Source organism: Novosphingobium sp. (assembly GCF_040398825.1).
Taxonomy (GTDB): Bacteria; Pseudomonadota; Alphaproteobacteria; order Sphingomonadales; family Sphingomonadaceae; genus Novosphingobium.
In genome coordinates this window covers 1-15791 of sequence record NZ_JBBATI010000042.1, presented here as the reverse complement: position 1 = coordinate 15791, position 15791 = coordinate 1, and the positions used below count along the sequence as shown (strand labels likewise).

Genomic DNA, 15791 nt, shown 5'->3' with positions numbered 1-15791 from the left:
AAAGACAATGGCAACTACATTCCTTCAGCGGCACAAGATGATCGAGCGCAATATCACGCTGCTCGCCGTCCTGGCCTTTGCCGCCGTCACCATCGGTGGCATCGTCGAAATCGCCCCGCTGTTCTGGATCGATAACACCATCGAAAAGGTCCAGGGCATGCGGCCCTATACCCCGCTGGAACAGGCCGGGCGCGACATCTATGTGCGCGAAGGCTGCTATCTGTGCCACAGCCAGATGATCCGTCCGTTCCGGGACGAGGTCGAACGCTATGGCCATTACAGCCTGGCCGCGGAATCGATGTACGACCATCCGTTTCAGTGGGGGTCGAAACGCACCGGGCCCGATCTGGCGCGGGTCGGCGGCAAATATTCGGATGACTGGCACGCCCAGCATCTGAAAGACCCGCGCTCGGTCGTGCCGGAATCGATCATGCCCAGTTACGCCTTTCTGGCCACGCGCGATCTGGATGCGGGTGACATGCGCGCCGAACTGAAAGTGCTGTCAGAGGTGGGCGTGCCCTATTCGGCGGTCGACATTGCCAGGGCCAACACCGATCTGGCGTTGCAGGCGGCTGCCGATGGCGACGCTGCCGATCTGAAAAAGCGTTATCCCAAATCGCAGGCGCGCGATTTCGACGGTGATCCTGCCCGCCTGACCGAACTGGATGCGCTGGTCGCCTATCTGCAGGTGCTGGGCACGCTGGTCGACGTCAATGCCCCCGCCGCGCATGAAAAACTGGCCAAGGAGAAGGGCCGATGACCGCCACAACTTATGACACCTTGCGCGCAGCTGCCGACAGCTGGGGGCTGGCGGTGATGACCGTGGTGTTTCTGATCCTGTGCCTGTGGCCGTTTCGGCCCGGCGCACGCGGCGCCGCTGACAATGCGGCAAACTCGATTTTCGAGGATGACAACGATGGCGAATGACCATGGCCCGACAGGCCCACAATCTGGCCCGACCGGCCCGCAATCTGCCCCGACCAGACCCGAAACCGGCCCTGATGCCGATAACCACGCGCGCAACGCCCCTCGGCGGGATGAACCGACCGGCACCCACACCGTCGGCCACGAATGGGACGGGATTGAAGAGCTGGATACGCCGCTGCCGCGCTGGTGGCTGAACACGTTCTACCTCTGCATTGCGTTTGCGGTCGGCTATGTCGTTGCCTATCCGGCGCTGCCGGGGCTGCATTCGGCATCGCCCGGCGTGCTGGGCTGGACCAGCCGCGGCGCGCTGGCGACAGAGATGAAGACCGCCGATGCCAGCCACGGCGCAGTGCGCGCCAGCATTGCTGCCACCCCGGTCGAAGGCCTGGTGCGCAACCCGGTGCTGATGCGCGCGGCGATCGAGGGCGGGCGTGCCGCGTTCAAGGTCAATTGCGTGCAATGCCATGGCGCGGGTGCGGCAGGCAGCAAGGGCTATCCCAATCTCAACGATGATGACTGGCTGTGGGGTGGCGACATCGCCACCATCCACACCACGCTGCAGCACGGTATCCGCTATCCCGGCGATGATGTCACACGGATCAGCCAGATGCCCGCGTTTGGCCAGACCGGTATTCTGACCCCGGCGCAAGTGCAGGATGTGGTCAGCCATGTGCGCGTGATCAGCCGGCAGGACCCCGCGTCGGCCGCATCGGCGCGCGGGGCGGCACTGTTCGCGGCCAACTGCACGGTCTGCCACGGCGCCAATGGCGAAGGCAATCGTGCAGTCGGCGCACCCCGGCTGACCGATGCAATCTGGCTGTACGGTGGTACCCGCGCGGCGCTGACCCAGACCGTGACCTATGCCCGCGCCGGGGTGATGCCGGCATGGAGCCAGCGGCTCGATCCCGTGACGGTCAAGATGCTGGCCGCCTATGTCCATTCGCTGGGTGGGGGCGAAACCACGCCGGCCCCCTGATTGCATGAAAGTTGTTACGTCATGAATGCGACCGATCCCAGGCTCGCCCGTCCGGATGGCCCCGGCACGCCCTTGCTGTATGCAAAGCGTGCCCCGGTTTTCCCGCGCAGTATCGATGGTACGTTTCGCCGGTTCAAATGGCTGGTCATGGCGGTGTGCCTGATCATCTATTGGGGCACGCCGTGGCTGCGCTGGCATCGCGGGGCCTATGCGCCCGATCAGGCGGTGCTGATCGATATGGCGCACCGCCGGTTCTATATGTTCGCCATCGAAATCTGGCCGCACGAATTCTATTTCGTGGCCGGGCTGCTGATCATGGCGGGGATCGGGCTGTTTCTGGTCACCACCGTGGTCGGGCGCGCCTGGTGCGGCTATGCCTGCCCGCAGACGGTGTGGACCGACCTGTATCAGCACGTTGACCGGTTCATCGATGGCGATCGCAATGCGCAGATGCGGCTGAACAATGCGCCGTGGACAGCATCGAAAATCGCGCGGCGGCTGGCCAAATGGTCGATCTATCTGGCCATCGCGTTTCTGACCGGGGGCGCATGGATTTTCTATTTTGCCGATGCGCCAACGCTCAGCCATGCGTTCTGGACCGGCGCCGCCGATCCGATTGCCTACACCACGGTCGGCGTGCTGACGCTGACCACGTTCGTGCTGGGCGGGTTCATGCGCGAACAGGTGTGCATCTATATGTGCCCGTGGCCGCGCATCCAGTCGGCCATGCTCGATGAAAAATCGCTGCTGATCACTTATAAGGACTGGCGCGGCGAACCGCGCGGATCGGTCAAGACTTCGCTGCGCCGGATCGACGCCGGGCTGACCGGCGCCCTTAAAACGAAGACTCTGGGTGATTGCATCGATTGCCACCAGTGCCAGGCGGTCTGCCCGACCGGGATCGACATCCGCGAAGGGCCGCAGATCGGCTGCATCACCTGTGGGCTGTGCATCGATGCCTGCGACAGCGTAATGGCGCAAGTGGGCCGGCCGCGCGGGCTGATCGATTATTGCACGCTGGAGGATGCCACGCGTGAGGCAAAGGGTGAGCCCGATGCACCCTTGCTGAAAACGATGCTGCGCCCGCGCACGCTGATCTATTTCGGGGTGTGGGCAGGTGTTGGCCTGGCGCTGCTGTTTCTGCTCGGTACGCGCAGCCGGCTGGAACTGTCGGTGGCGAAGGATCGCAACCCCGAATATGTCCAGCTGAGCGGCGGCGCGGTGCGCGATGGCTTTACCATCAAGGTCCGCAATATGGAGGATCGCCCGCGCCCGATCGAGCTGGGCACCAGCGGCGTGCCGGGCGCACTGATCTATACCGACGACATGGATGAACACACGGCGCGATCGTCGCTGACCATGATCGCGCCGGCCGACACCACGCTGCGGCTGCGCGTCTATGTCGAAGAACCGCATGATGCAAAGACCGGCCCGATCACGTTCCACCTCCACGCGCAGGACCGTGAACACGGGGCGGCCGCGGTGCGCACGATCTTTTCCACCCCGCAAGGAGCAGACGAATGACCCGTCCGACAGCAATCGCGCGTGCGTCGACACCCGTCCGCCGCTTTACCGGCTGGCACATGCTGGCGATCATAGTGGCGTTTTTCGGCCTGGTGATTGGCGTCAACGTGATGATGGCGCGGCTGGCGCTGTCGACCTTCAGCGGCGAAGTGGTCGAAAATTCCTATGTCGCCAGCCAGCGTTTCAACGGCTGGCTGGATGCGGCAAAGGCTGACCGGGTGCTGGGCTGGACCGCGACCATGGCCACCATGCCCGGCGGGCTGACCGTGACGCTGCACGATCGGCAGGGGCAGGCTTTGTCTGGCGCGAAAGTAACCGGCGTGGCCAGCCATCCGTTGGGATCTGCGGTGCAGCAGGACCTGCAATGGCGCGAAACCGGCGCGGGCACTTATACCGCGCCATTGCCGGCCGGGCGCTGGCAGATCCATCTGCAGGCAGAGGCCGGCGGCCATCGCTGGCGCACCACCGGTGAAGTGACCAGCACTGCGGGGACTGGCGGCACGCAGCCATGAACGCGCATGCGCCGATTGTCGCACCACCGGCAGACGGTTCCGCTACCGCTTTCACCACCACGCTGGTGGTGCCGACCATGCATTGCGCGGGGTGCATGGCGAAAATCGAACGCACGCTGGGCGCGCTGCCCGGGGTCGTTTCGGCGCGGGTCAATCTGACCGCGCGGCAGGTGGCGGTGGCCCATGATGATGGCGTCAGCGTGCCCGATCTGGTGACCGCGCTGGCCGGGGTCGGCTTTGCCGCGCAGCCGCGGATCGATCTGGCCGAGCCGGTGTCGGCGGTGCGGCCACTGCTGGCGCCGCTGGCGGTGGCGGCGTTTGCCTGCATGAATGTCATGCTGTTGTCGGTATCGGTGTGGTCGGGGGCGGATGGACCAACCCGCGTGCTGTTCCACTGGCTGTCGGCCGCGATTGGCGTGCCTGCGATCGTGTTTGCCGGGCGGCCGTTCTTTGTGTCCGCCTGGGGCGCGGTGCGGCGGTTTTCCACCAACATGGATGTGCCGATTTCGATCGGCGTGATCCTGGCCACCGCGCTGTCGTTTTATGAAACGCTGACCGGCGGGGCAGAGGCGTGGTTTGATGGCACGCTGATGCTGTTGCTGTTTCTGCTGTCTGGGCGCGCACTGGATGCGATGATGCGTGACCGCGCGCGCGCCGGGGTCGATGCGCTGCTGCGCCAGGCGCCGGGCGGCGCGCTGGTGGTCGGCGCCGATGGCGCGGCGCAATGGATCAGCGCCGCTGACCTGACCGCCGGCATGGTCATGCGCGTGGCGGCGGGCGATCGGCTGGCCGCCGATGGCACGATCACCACCGGGCTTAGCCGGTTTGACCAATCGCTGCTGACCGGGGAAAGCACCCCGGTGGCGGCCACGACAGGCAGCACGGTGCTGGCGGGCACGCTCAATCTGGAAAATCCGGTCGATGTGCGGGTGACCGCCAGCGGCGCCGACACGTCCATTGCTGAAATCGCGCGGCTGATGGCCGCCGCCGGCCAGGTGCGATCCCGCTATGTGCGGATCGCCGATCGCGCCTCACGGCTTTATGCGCCGGCGGTGCATACGCTGGCTGCGGCGGCGTTTGTCGGCTGGCTGATCGCCGGGGCGGGGGTCTATCACGCGCTGGTGATCGCCATTTCTGTGCTGATCATCACGTGCCCCTGCGCGCTCGGGCTGGCAGTGCCGGTGGCGCAAGTGGTGGCGACCGGTGCGCTGCTGCGGCGCGGCGTGCTGGTCAAGGATGGTTCGGCGCTGGAACGGCTGGCCGAGGTCGATCATGCCCTTATCGACAAGACCGGCACGCTGACCTTTGGCCGGCCACTGCCCGACCCGGCGTGCCTGGACCGGCTGGACGCCGATGCCGCGACGGTGGCGCTGTCGCTGGCCAGCCACAGCCGCCACCCGCTGTCGCAGGCGCTGGTAACGGCGCTGGCGGCGCGCGGGCTTCGCACCGTGGCGTTGACCGATGTGGTCGAAACCCCGGGGCAGGGCGTGGCCGGAATGCGTGAAGGCGTGGCGGTGTCGATCGGCCGCGCGGGCGTGGGTGACGGTATGGCCAGCGCGCTGACAATCGCCGGACGCCCGGTGCAGATCATCCGCTTTGCCGATGCCTTGCGCCCCGATTGTGCCGCGGCACTGGCCCGGTTGCAGGCGCTGCATATCACCTGCGCGATCCTGTCGGGCGACAATGCGGGCGCGGTCGATGCCGTGGCACGCACCACCGGCCTGCCGGCCAGCGCCGGGGCCAGCCCGGCAGACAAGCTGGCCGCGATCGCAGCCCTGCAGGCGACCGGGGCCAAAGTGCTGATGGTTGGCGACGGGCTGAACGATGGACCCGCGCTGGCGGCGGCCAATGCGTCGATCGCGCCGGGCAGCGCCAGCGATGTCGGGCGGCAGACGGCGGACGTGGTGTTTACCGGCGATTCGCTGCTGGCATTGCCGCGCAGCGTGGCCACCGCGCGCGCAACCATGCGCGTGGTGCGGCAGAATTTCGTGATGGCGATCGGGTACAATCTGCTGGCGGTGCCGCTGGCGATGGCCGGGCTGGTCACGCCGCTGGTGGCGGCGATCGCGATGAGCACGTCGTCGTTGCTGGTGATTGCCAATTCGCTGCGGCTGTCGCGGGGGGCGTCATGACCTCGCTCGCGCTGTTGATCCCGATCGCGCTGGGGATGGGGTTGATCGGGCTCGTCGCATTTTTCTGGGCGCTGCGGCGCGGGCAATTCGTTGATCTGGATGGCGCGGCGGCGCGCATCCTGATCGATGATGATGATGACGATCGGCCTGATCAGCCATGATCGCCGCACGCGCCCGCATCCTGACCGTCCCCGCGCTGATGGCGCTGGCGCAATTGAGCGCGCCGGCACCGGCGCACGCCGGTTTCATGCTGGTGGCGATCTGCGGCCCGGTGGCGGGCCGCGCCGCGCCGATCCGCGTGCCAATCGGAAATCGCGATTCTTCGCCCGCGCCCTGTTGCAAAATTTGTCATAGCGCAATGCGCAAGCGTTCCGCCGGCACTAGCTGTTGCGCTGGCGAGGACGAAAGCGATGGCACCTGAACATTTTGGCAACTGGACCTATTACCCGGAACTGCTGGCACAGGCGGTCCCCCGCTACACCAGTTATCCGACCGCGGCGGAGTTTCGCGACGACAGCTTTGCCACGCGGCAGCATGATGCGCTGCGTGGCGTACGCGGGGATGTGTCGCTGTATCTGCACATCCCGTTCTGCCACGAAATCTGCTGGTATTGCGGCTGCAACACCGGCGCGGCCAACCGCACGGCGCGGCTGGCGGCCTATCTCGATGCGCTGCACAGCGAAATCGTGGCGGTGTCGCGACTGCTCGATCCCGAGGCGCGGATTTCCCGCATCGCGTTTGGCGGGGGCAGCCCCAACGCCATCGCGCCGACCGATTTCGTGCGGTTGATCGATGCGCTGCTGGTCAATTTTCGCGTATCGTGGCCGGTGTTTTCGATCGAGCTTGATCCGCGCAGCCTGACGCCCGCGTGGCTACGGGCGATTCGCGGGATCGGCGTGGTGCGGGCCAGCCTGGGCGTGCAGACGTTTGACCCGGCGGTGCAGGCGGCGATCGGGCGGGTGCAACCATACGATGACATCGCCCGCGCGGTCGATGGCCTGCGCGACAGCGGGGTCGAATCCGTGAATTTCGACCTGATGTACGGGTTGCCGTTTCAGGATGATGCGGTGCTGGCGCAAACGCTGGAGGATACCATCGCACTGGCCCCCGATCGCATTGCGCTGTTCGGCTATGCCCATGTGCCACAGATGATCGCGCGCCAACGGCGCATCGATGCCGGCCGCCTGCCCGATCAGCGCGACCGGTTCCGCATGGCGGCGCAGGGCCACGCGCAACTGGTGAACGCCGGATACCAGGCGGTCGGGTTCGACCATTTTGCCCTGCCCGGTGATGCCCTGGCCCGGACCGCTGCTGCGGGCACGTTGAGCCGCAATTTTCAGGGTTTTACCGATGATCCGGCACCGGTGCTGATCGGCCTGGGCGCCAGTTCGATCAGCCAGTTCGACAGCGTGTACATCCAGAATGAAAAGAACATCGGCCGCTATCGCATGTTGAGCGATGCGGGCCAGTTGCCGGGGCGGCGCGGGATTGAACGCAGCAACGATGATCTTCGGCGCGGCGCGGTGATCAATGCGCTGTTGTGTCGGGGCTGGGCGACCATTGATGCCGATCTGGCGGCGGGCGCAGCGGCGCGGCTGGCACCGTTCGCCGCGCGCGGGCTGATCCGGCGTGAGGCCGACCGGCTGATTTTGGAGCCTGGCAGTGAACCCTATGCCCGGTCGATCGCGGCGGTGTTCGATGGTTATCGCAGTGGCGAACGGCAGTTCAGCTCTGCGGTGTAACCGCCCGGCGCAGCGGGGAATAAGTATGCGCCAATGTGCGTTTGCGGCTGCACAATGGTGCGCCACGGGCTAGGCCATGCGCATAGCCCGTTGCGCAGGAACAGCCATGAAGCCGATTGAAACCATCATGCGCACCGCGCCGGTCATCCCGGTGCTGGTGATCGACAACCCCGACCACGCCGTTCCAATCGCGCGCGCGCTGGTCGCCGGCGGCCTGCGCGTGCTGGAAGTGACGCTGCGCACCCCCGCCGCGCTTGATGTGATCCGCGCCATGCGCGACGTCGCCGGCGCAATCGTCGGTGCGGGCACGGTGGTCGATGGTGCCGGGCTGAACGCGTCGATCGATGCCGGCGCGCAGTTCATCGTATCGCCCGGCCTGACCCCCCGGCTGGGGGAGGCGGCAGTGGCATCGGGCGTGCCGTTCCTGCCCGGCACCGCCAATGCCGCCGATTTGATGCTGGGGCTGGAACTGGGCCTTTTGCATTTCAAATTCTTTCCGGCAGTCGCCTCTGGCGGATTGCCCGCATTGCGCGCGCTGGCGGCCCCGTTTCACCAGGTGAAATTCTGCCCGACCGGGGGCATCACCGCCGCCACCGCGGGCGAATGGCTGGCGTTTGATCCGGTGTTGTGCGTCGGCGGCAGCTGGCTGGTGGCCAAGGGCACGCCCGATGAAGACGCGATTGCCGCCGCTGCCCGTGGTGCTGCGACATTGCGCGCATAGCGCCCACGCAAAAATCCGCGCATGGTCGGGCACACGAAACCTTCGCCGCGTGACACTGTTGCTCGTTCGCGCGGCCGGAAAAAAGGGATGGCACGAACGATGACCACGGTCGGCGCCCTGCGCGACAGATTGCAGGAACTGCACACGCGCACGGCGGAAACGCCGCTGTTCAACCCGGTATTCCAGCTCAGCCACGATCTGTCACGGCAATTGGAGGCGGGCACGATCGGGCTCGACGCGATCGAGGCACTGGTGGCGGAACTGGAATGTGAGGCGCTGCAAACCCGCGCCGCCCGGCTGCGCCATCTGGTCGCGCCGACCGCGCCTGATGCCAATCTGGACCGGATTATCGGCCTGCTGCAAGAAGAGGACGGCTTTTCCCAGTTTCGCAAACAATGGGAACGCCCGCTGATGCACGCGGTGTTTACCGCGCATCCAACCTTTCTGCTGACCCCCGGCGATGCCGATGCGGTGGCCGATGCCGCGCTCTGCGATGATCCACGCGGGGCCACGATCTGTTCGGTCGGGGGCAGCGGCCCGGCGATCACGCTGGAATTCGAACACGATCAGGCGATGCAGGCGATCGAGCGCGCCGCCACTGCGCGCGACCGCATCAATGCCCGGTTGCTGGATCATGCGCGCACGCGCTGGCCCGGGCGCTGGCTGGATTTCCGGCCACTGCCGTTCCGTTTCGCCAGCTGGGTCGGCTATGACATGGACGGGCGCACCGATATCGGGTGGAGCACGTCGATCCGTTTCCGCCTGCTGGAAAAGGTCCGCCGGCTGAACACTTATGCCGCTGCGCTGGCCGCGATCGACCCCGATCACGCCGCGCTGGCGGCACTGGTGGCCGGGCGTGATCAGGCGGCGGCGATGGCAGACCTGTTTGCGCAACCGCAAATGACGCAAAGCCTGGCCGATGCCGAGGTGTTATCGGATGTCGCCAACCGCATGACCGCCGATGATCCGGCGCGGCTGTTGTCGCTGGCGCCGATCATCGCGCAGCTCGATGCCGATGCGGCCACTGCGGATGGCGCTGCTGCGGTGGCCTATGCCACGCTGGCCGCAGCCATGCGTGCCGATGGGCTGGGCATGGGGTGGATTCATTTCCGCGTCAATTCATCGCAATTGCACAATGCCCTGCGCCGCCGCATCGATCCCGATGGTACGCTGGATCTGGGCAGCCGGGGCGCGCTGTCGCGCCTGCGCGAAGTGCTGGCGGCGGCAAAACCGCTGCGGGTCAATTTCGGCGCGCTGGCGATCGAAACCTCCACCGCGATGCGCCAGTTTCTGGTGATGGCGCAGATCCTGCACCATATCGATGCCGATGCGCCGATCCGCATGCTGATTGCCGAATGCGAACAGCCGCAGACGGTGCTGGCCGCGCTTTATTTCGCGCGGCTGTTCGGGATCGAGGACAAGGTCGATGTGTCGCCCTTGTTCGAAACCGAAACTGCGCTCGAACATGGCGGGCGGTTCCTGGATGCGCTGCTGGCCGAACCCGCCTATCGCGATTATGCGCGGGTGCGCGGCCGGGTGGCGATCCAGACCGGGTTTTCCGACGCCGGGCGGTTCCTGGGCCAGATTCCCGCCGCGCTGGCGATCGAACGGTTGCAGGGGCGGCTGGCCGAAGCGATGCGCGCGCATGACATGGCCGATGTCGCCGCGCTGATCTTCAACACCCACGGCGAAAGCATGGGCCGCGGCGCGCATCCGTCAAACTTTGTCGACCGGCTGTCCTGGCCACTCAGCCGCTGGGCGCGCAGCCGGTTTGCCCGCGCCGGGGTGGCGATCGAGGCGGAGGCGAGCTTTCAGGGCGGCGATGGCTATCTGTTTTTCCGCAATCCGGAACTCGCGCTGGCAACGCTGACCCGCATTGCCGAGGCGCAAGTGCTGTTGTCGGGCGAATACCACCGCGATGCGTTTTACGATCGCACCGATCTCAGCCTGGATTTTTACCGGTCGATCCGCCGCGTGCAGCGCGATTACCTGGGCAGTGCGACCTATGCCCGCGCGGTCACCGCGTTTGGCCTGGGCATGCTGAAGATCACCGGCAGCCGCGTGTCACGCCGCCAGTCGGATATCCATGGTGACCGCACGATGAGCCTGCGGCAGATCCGCGCCATCCCGCACAACGCCATCCTGCAACAGATCGGCTATGCCGTGAATGTGATCGCGGGCGCGGGCACCGCGGCGGGCGAAGAGATTGAATCGATTGCCGAATTGCTGGGCAGTTCCGAACGCGGCAACCAGCTGGTGCGGCTGTTGCGCGCGGCCAACGGCATTGCCTCGATCAAGACCGTCGGTGCGTTTGGCGAACTGTTCAATTCCGCCTATTGGGCCAGCCGGCCCTATCGCGGCACCGAAACCGCGCTGGAACAGGGCTGCCTGGCGCTGGCCGATTACCTGACCAAGGACGATCGCGCCGGGGTGTTCCGCCGGCTGGTGTCGCGGTTGCGGGTGGACTGGATGAAATTGCACCGCCTGCTGTCACTGGTGCCCGGCGCGCCGGCGGGGCGCGATGCGGCGGGCGATGATGCGCGGCGCACGATCGGGCTGTTGCAGGCGGTGCGGCTGACGCTGCTGATGCACATGTTCCTGCGCGCGGTGCAGGTGCCGCAGTTTTCGCGCGCCAACGATATCAGCCGCGAAGACGTGCTGGAAATGGTGCTGTCGCTGCGGGTGGATGATGCGCTGGCGCAACTGCGCCGCGCCTATCCGGTGGTCGAGCCGACCATCGGCGATTTCCACCTGAACGAACCCAGCGACTATCCCGACCACGAGGCAGAGGATTACAGCGCGATCCGCACGCGTTTCATCGACCCGATCGACCGCGCCCATACGCTCAACCTGCGCATAGCGGTCGCCATCGCCAACTATTTTGGCGCGCACGGGTAGGGTGGGATGAGATTGGGTTGAATCGGCATGCACGCTTCCGCTTGGGAAAGGGGTGTTCAGCGTCCGCGTTGTCGCGCGCCTGTCAACCCGCGCGGATGAACAGGTTGGCGGTCAGGCGGCCGGTGCGCGGGTCGTCTGACAGCGGCAGGCCCGGCGTGATCACGCCCGAATGGAGCAGCGCGCCGGGATAGATCACCAGCCGGTTGGCCAGGCCCTCGACCATGCCGATGCGTTCGTAAAACGGATTGGAATCATGGATATATTCGGCATTGCTGCGGATGTTTTCCTGTTTCGCGTGGGCGATAAACCGCGGCAGGTTGGCCTCTGTCACCCGTTCGATCCCGCTGGCGCGGTGGCGATAGAATGCGGTGCCGGCGGTATTGCGCAGATAGAGCATGACTGCGAAAAAGCCGGGCGTGGTCGCATCGAAATGCGGCGCGCGCTGCACGATCGACAGGTGCCCGGGCGGGCAAGTGACCATGGAAAAGCTGGCCTCGACCAGATCGAACCGGTCGATGTCATAGGCGCCGGCGATAAACGGCGCCGCCGCTTTGAGCAGCGCGGCGATCTGGCCATAGCCATCGTCGTGCGTGTCGACCACGCGCCGCACACCGGGATAATGGTTGATTGCTGGCGGATAGGGCGCCAGCGCCTCTGCCATGGCGGTCAGCGCGGCCAGATCGGGGCAGAAATTGTCCACCGTCACCACCGGGCTCTGGCTCGCGCCGAAGCGACGCAGTTCCGGGATCATCGCGGGATCACACGCCGGTCACGACACCTGCCACATGAACGCTGTCGGGCAAGGCAAAACCGCGCGGGCGGGCGGTGACTTTGATGGTGCCTGCGGCAAATCGTTTGAGCAACAGCCATGTCTTTCCTGTCACACCACCGGAGAATCACCGCCGCCGGAGGAACCGCGGCAATTTAGTGCTTGGCGAATATGCATGAAACCGGTTACAAAACCATTCATGAAACCGGTTACGTGGCTCATCAGAGGCCACCATGCCATTCAACCCAGCATGTGCTGGTGGGCGGAAGGACTGAAGCAAGGCGATGGTTACGGCCTGCAGTGACAGAATTGATGGTCGTTTCGCGTCACTGCGGACGGGACGGCTGTGCCTATCCAATTCGATTTCAAACCGGACAAAAAATGGGAGCGGCGATCCGTTCCGACAGGGGAGTTGACATGAAAAACCTTAAGAAGGCGAGCCTGCGTTTGGCGCTTGCCGGCACCATATTGGGTGGCGGCACTTTTATTCTTGCCTTGCCCGCCACGGCGCAAACAACGTCGACTATTCAGGGCCATATCGACGGCGCGACCGCCGGCCAGACCGTGACGCTGACCGATATCACTACCGGTCACGAGAATTCGGCCAAGGCCGATGCCAGCGGCAATTATCTCGTGGTCGGCTTGCCACCGAGCACCTATCGCATTGCGTCCGGCGGCAAGTCGGTCGAGGTCGTGGTGCCACTGGGCCAGGCGGTGACCGCCGACCTTGTTGCAGTTGCTGTTGCTGAAAGCAAAAACGGCAACCAGATCGTCGTGACGGGATCGCGCGCGAAGGATGTCCTGTCGCCCGCCATCAGCGCAAACGTTTCGCGCTTTCAGATCGAAAACCTGCCGAATGGCGATCGGAACTTCCTGAACTTCGCGGCGCTGGCGCCCGGCGTCACCGTTTCGCCCCCGCAGCTTGGCGGCAAAGCGCGTCAGGTGCAGGCGGGCGGCATCAATTCAGACAATACCAACACCTTCATCGACGGCATCAGCATCAAGAATCTGGTGAACCATGGCGGTACGGTCGGGCAGAATCTGTCGTCCGGCAATCCGTTCCCCGCCTCGGCGGTGGACCAGTTCGACGTCCAGACCCAGAATTTCAAGGCCGAGTTCGAGCAGGCTGGTTCAGCCGTGATCTCCACAGTCACGAAGACCGGCGGCAACAGCTTCCACGGCGAACTGTTTGGCGAATGGCAGCCGAAGGCTTTCATCAGCGAGAATTACGATGATCGCCCGGGCCATCAGAACAACAAGACCGCGCCCTATCGGACCAAACCTGATTTCGACACCAAATATTACGGCGGCAATTTGGGCGGCCCGATCATCAAGGATCGGTTGACCTTTTTTGTCGATTTCGAAGGCACCAAAAAGACCTTTGGTTCGAACGATATCAACGTCTATCCCGGCACTCTGACCGGCTACAACCCTGCGGCTCTGGCTTACGCGCAAGCTGCGCGTACGCAGTACAACGGCAGCTTTCCAGCAACGTTCAACGAGAAACTGTATTTCGGCAAGCTTACCTTCTACGCAACCTTGCAAGATACGATCAACGTCAGCGCCTTTATCCGTGATGAAGCCAATCTCCAGATTAACGGCGGCGTGACGACAAAGGACGCATCGACCAACAATCGCAACAAGGAACATCGCTATCAGCTTAGCTGGAACCACCGAGGTGAGAACTGGCTGAACGAATTCACGTTCGCTCGCGATGCAGCAGCCAATGGTGCCGTCCCCAATGTTTCAGGTCCTTCGTTTGTCGTGACGAACGGCGGCAATATGGGCTCTGGCAACGCGCTGCAACTCGGTGGCACCAATTTTGCGCAGGATGACCATCAATATCAGACGCTGTTCAAGGACAATGTGACCTTCTTTGGCGGGCCGCACACGGTCAAAGCGGGTGTCAAAGTCAATTTTACCAAGCTGCAGCGGCTTGAGGATAACAACAGCGGCGGCACTTTTTTCTATGACGGCACGACTTTCGCCGGGATCGGTGCCGCGGGCACACCCGGGCCGTATGCTGCGTCGATCAACTCTGCGGCGGTTCAGCCGGTCACGGCCAAGAACACCGAAATCGGCCTGTTCGTGCAGGACGACTGGAAGCCGGACGCGCATTGGCTGATCAGCGGTGGCTTGCGGTGGGACTATGAATCCGATGCTAAGAACGAAAAGTTCGTGACGCCGGCAGCCATTGCCGCAGCTCTGCGGGCCTACCCCGGCTGGCCGGCGGCGGGAATCAACCCGAACGATTACATTTCGACTGGGCACAACCGTCATCCGTTTCTTGGCGAATTTCAGCCACGGCTCGGCATTTCCTATGACGTGAAAGGTGATCGCGATCTCGTTCTGACTGCCGGGGCCGGGCGCTATTATGATCGTTCGTTGTTCATCGATTCCGCGCTCGAAACGATCAAGGACCAGTATGAGTCGGTCGTTACGTTCAACACCCCGCCCAACTGCACCCCTGGAAGCCAGAACTGCCTTGCGACGATCCCGACTACGGCTGCCGGGCTCCGTTCTTTGGCGGTGATGCAGGGTGGCGAAGTCCACCTGCTTAACAACAACACCAAGGTGCCATTTTCTGACGAATTTGACGTCGGTTTGAAAAAGCGCTTTGGCAGTGTAAATACGTCAATTACTTTTTCATACATAAATTCACATAACATCTATCAAGAAGTCGTTGGTAACCGCCTGCCAGATGGAACGTACAGTCCTGGTGGTAATCCAATCTTTGTCTATAAGGGTGTCCCCTATGCCGCCGGTATCTTCTACGGTGGCTCGGCGATCTTCAATGCCCCGCTGCCGGGTTATGGAAGCATCTTTATCGGCAACAGCGACGGCAAGGCGCATTATGCTGCATTGTATCTGCAGGCGGACAAGGCCTATACCGAACAATCGCGCTGGGGTTTCAGCACGACGCTGACCGTGTCGAGCTCTCGGTCGAACGATACGCGCAACGGGGCCTCGATCGGCGATCCATTCGATTTTGACGCGCCGACAATCGGCCAGCAAGGCTATGGCAATTCGTCGGGCCTGGAGCGGTGGCGCTTTGTCGGAACCGGCACGGTCGGTCTGCCGTTCAACATCAAGGCGACGACGTTCGTTACTTTGTCATCGGGGCCGTCTTACGGCGGCGTCGTTTGCGGTGCACCGGCAACTACCCCAGGCAATGCAGGATGCTACCTCACCAATTTCGGCATCTACCGGCCCGGTGGCATTGGTTACAAGAATGTCGATTTCAACTTCTCCAAGACATTCAAATTGCCCTATGCACACGGCCATGAACTGACGGTCTATTTTCAGGCGCTCAACGCCTTCGATTTTGTCAACCGCAACTATTCGATGTGGGGCGGCGGCTTCCAGGCTGTCGGTGGCGCCGGCCCGACCCTCGCGCCCGATACGGGTTCGGTGGCGAGCCAGGGGCGCAACTTCAAGGTAGGCGCACGGTACAAGTTCTAAAGCGGGATGAGCAAGCCCCTCCCCTTAGGGGAGGGGCGATCCGTGCCCGATTTGCGCATGGCGACGAGCAGAAAAGCGGGACCCCGGGTCACGCTGTACAGACCGGAGTCAAGGCGAACACATGTACG

13 protein-coding genes are annotated in these 15791 nt (G+C 64.1%); 12 read left to right on the top strand and 1 reads right to left on the bottom strand.

Annotated elements, in window-relative coordinates; genetic code table 11:
* The first annotated feature begins 7 nt into the window (after nt 1–7).
* From ccoO to ABWP89_RS16370, 11 genes are all read left to right on the top strand, one after another.
* Nucleotides 8–760, top strand: coding sequence for a cytochrome-c oxidase, cbb3-type subunit II (gene ccoO, locus ABWP89_RS16420; protein ID WP_353230645.1), 753 nt, complete (start codon nt 8–10; stop codon nt 758–760).
* On the top strand, nt 757–927 hold the full coding sequence (locus tag ABWP89_RS16415) for a cbb3-type cytochrome c oxidase subunit 3 (RefSeq protein ID WP_353230644.1): 171 nt from the start codon (nt 757–759) through the stop codon (nt 925–927). The genes ccoO and ABWP89_RS16415 overlap by 4 nt, the downstream gene beginning before the upstream one ends.
* Nucleotides 917–1903 (top strand): cytochrome-c oxidase, cbb3-type subunit III, encoded by a 987-nt coding sequence (gene ccoP, locus ABWP89_RS16410; protein WP_353230643.1) that lies wholly within the window; start codon nt 917–919, stop codon nt 1901–1903. Before ABWP89_RS16415 ends, ccoP begins: the two co-directional genes overlap by 11 nt.
* 21 nt (nt 1904–1924) lie before the next feature.
* Nucleotides 1925–3427, top strand: coding sequence for a cytochrome c oxidase accessory protein CcoG (gene ccoG, locus ABWP89_RS16405; protein WP_353230642.1), 1503 nt, complete (start codon nt 1925–1927; stop codon nt 3425–3427).
* Nucleotides 3424–3939 (top strand): FixH family protein, encoded by a 516-nt coding sequence (locus ABWP89_RS16400; protein WP_353230640.1) that lies wholly within the window; start codon nt 3424–3426, stop codon nt 3937–3939. Before ccoG ends, ABWP89_RS16400 begins: the two co-directional genes overlap by 4 nt.
* On the top strand, nt 3936–6071 hold the full coding sequence (locus ABWP89_RS16395; protein ID WP_353230638.1) for a heavy metal translocating P-type ATPase: 2136 nt from the start codon (nt 3936–3938) through the stop codon (nt 6069–6071). Before ABWP89_RS16400 ends, ABWP89_RS16395 begins: the two co-directional genes overlap by 4 nt.
* Nucleotides 6068–6232: a cbb3-type cytochrome oxidase assembly protein CcoS gene (ccoS, locus tag ABWP89_RS16390; protein WP_353230637.1), complete on the top strand. Its 165-nt coding sequence runs from the start codon at nt 6068–6070 to the stop codon at nt 6230–6232. Before ABWP89_RS16395 ends, ccoS begins: the two co-directional genes overlap by 4 nt.
* Entirely contained in the window at nt 6229–6492 is a 264-nt protein-coding gene (locus ABWP89_RS16385) for a hypothetical protein (RefSeq protein WP_353230636.1), read from the top strand. The genes ccoS and ABWP89_RS16385 overlap by 4 nt, the downstream gene beginning before the upstream one ends.
* A complete protein-coding gene (gene hemN, locus ABWP89_RS16380; RefSeq protein WP_353230635.1) occupies nt 6482–7813 on the top strand; it encodes an oxygen-independent coproporphyrinogen III oxidase in 1332 nt (443 codons plus the stop codon). Before ABWP89_RS16385 ends, hemN begins: the two co-directional genes overlap by 11 nt.
* Nucleotides 7814–7919: 106 nt before the next feature.
* Nucleotides 7920–8534, top strand: a complete 615-nt coding sequence (eda, locus tag ABWP89_RS16375) for a bifunctional 4-hydroxy-2-oxoglutarate aldolase/2-dehydro-3-deoxy-phosphogluconate aldolase (RefSeq protein WP_353230634.1) — start codon at nt 7920–7922, stop codon at nt 8532–8534.
* Between the two features lie 99 nt (nt 8535–8633).
* On the top strand, nt 8634–11432 hold the full coding sequence (locus ABWP89_RS16370) for a phosphoenolpyruvate carboxylase (protein ID WP_353230632.1): 2799 nt from the start codon (nt 8634–8636) through the stop codon (nt 11430–11432).
* A gap of 82 nt (nt 11433–11514) precedes the next feature.
* Here the strand turns inward: ABWP89_RS16370 and ABWP89_RS16365 are convergent, their stop codons facing one another.
* A complete protein-coding gene (locus tag ABWP89_RS16365; RefSeq protein WP_353230631.1) occupies nt 11515–12183 on the bottom strand; it encodes a DUF6445 family protein in 669 nt (222 codons plus the stop codon).
* A 435-nt stretch (nt 12184–12618) separates the two neighbouring features.
* On the opposite strand from ABWP89_RS16365, the gene ABWP89_RS16360 reads away from it, so the two are divergent.
* Nucleotides 12619–15663, top strand: a complete 3045-nt coding sequence (locus tag ABWP89_RS16360; protein WP_353230630.1) for a TonB-dependent receptor — start codon at nt 12619–12621, stop codon at nt 15661–15663.
* Nucleotides 15664–15791 lie beyond the last annotated feature (128 nt).

Excerpts from the sequence above, each read along its gene's own strand:
- ccoO (WP_353230645.1), top strand. The coding sequence starts at position 8 with ATGGCAACTACATTCCTTCAGCGGCACAAGATGATCGAGCGCAATATC.
- ABWP89_RS16415 (WP_353230644.1), top strand. The coding sequence starts at position 757 with ATGACCGCCACAACTTATGACACCTTGCGCGCAGCTGCCGACAGCTGG.
- ccoP (WP_353230643.1), top strand. The coding sequence starts at position 917 with ATGGCGAATGACCATGGCCCGACAGGCCCACAATCTGGCCCGACCGGC.
- ccoG (WP_353230642.1), top strand. The coding sequence starts at position 1,925 with ATGAATGCGACCGATCCCAGGCTCGCCCGTCCGGATGGCCCCGGCACG.
- ABWP89_RS16400 (WP_353230640.1), top strand. The coding sequence starts at position 3,424 with ATGACCCGTCCGACAGCAATCGCGCGTGCGTCGACACCCGTCCGCCGC.
- ABWP89_RS16395 (WP_353230638.1), top strand. The coding sequence starts at position 3,936 with ATGAACGCGCATGCGCCGATTGTCGCACCACCGGCAGACGGTTCCGCT.
- ccoS (WP_353230637.1), top strand. The coding sequence starts at position 6,068 with ATGACCTCGCTCGCGCTGTTGATCCCGATCGCGCTGGGGATGGGGTTG.
- ABWP89_RS16385 (WP_353230636.1), top strand. The coding sequence starts at position 6,229 with ATGATCGCCGCACGCGCCCGCATCCTGACCGTCCCCGCGCTGATGGCG.
- hemN (WP_353230635.1), top strand. The coding sequence starts at position 6,482 with ATGGCACCTGAACATTTTGGCAACTGGACCTATTACCCGGAACTGCTG.
- eda (WP_353230634.1), top strand. The coding sequence starts at position 7,920 with ATGAAGCCGATTGAAACCATCATGCGCACCGCGCCGGTCATCCCGGTG.
- ABWP89_RS16370 (WP_353230632.1), top strand. The coding sequence starts at position 8,634 with ATGACCACGGTCGGCGCCCTGCGCGACAGATTGCAGGAACTGCACACG.
- ABWP89_RS16365 (WP_353230631.1), bottom strand. The coding sequence starts at position 12,183 with ATGATCCCGGAACTGCGTCGCTTCGGCGCGAGCCAGAGCCCGGTGGTG.
- ABWP89_RS16360 (WP_353230630.1), top strand. The coding sequence starts at position 12,619 with ATGAAAAACCTTAAGAAGGCGAGCCTGCGTTTGGCGCTTGCCGGCACC.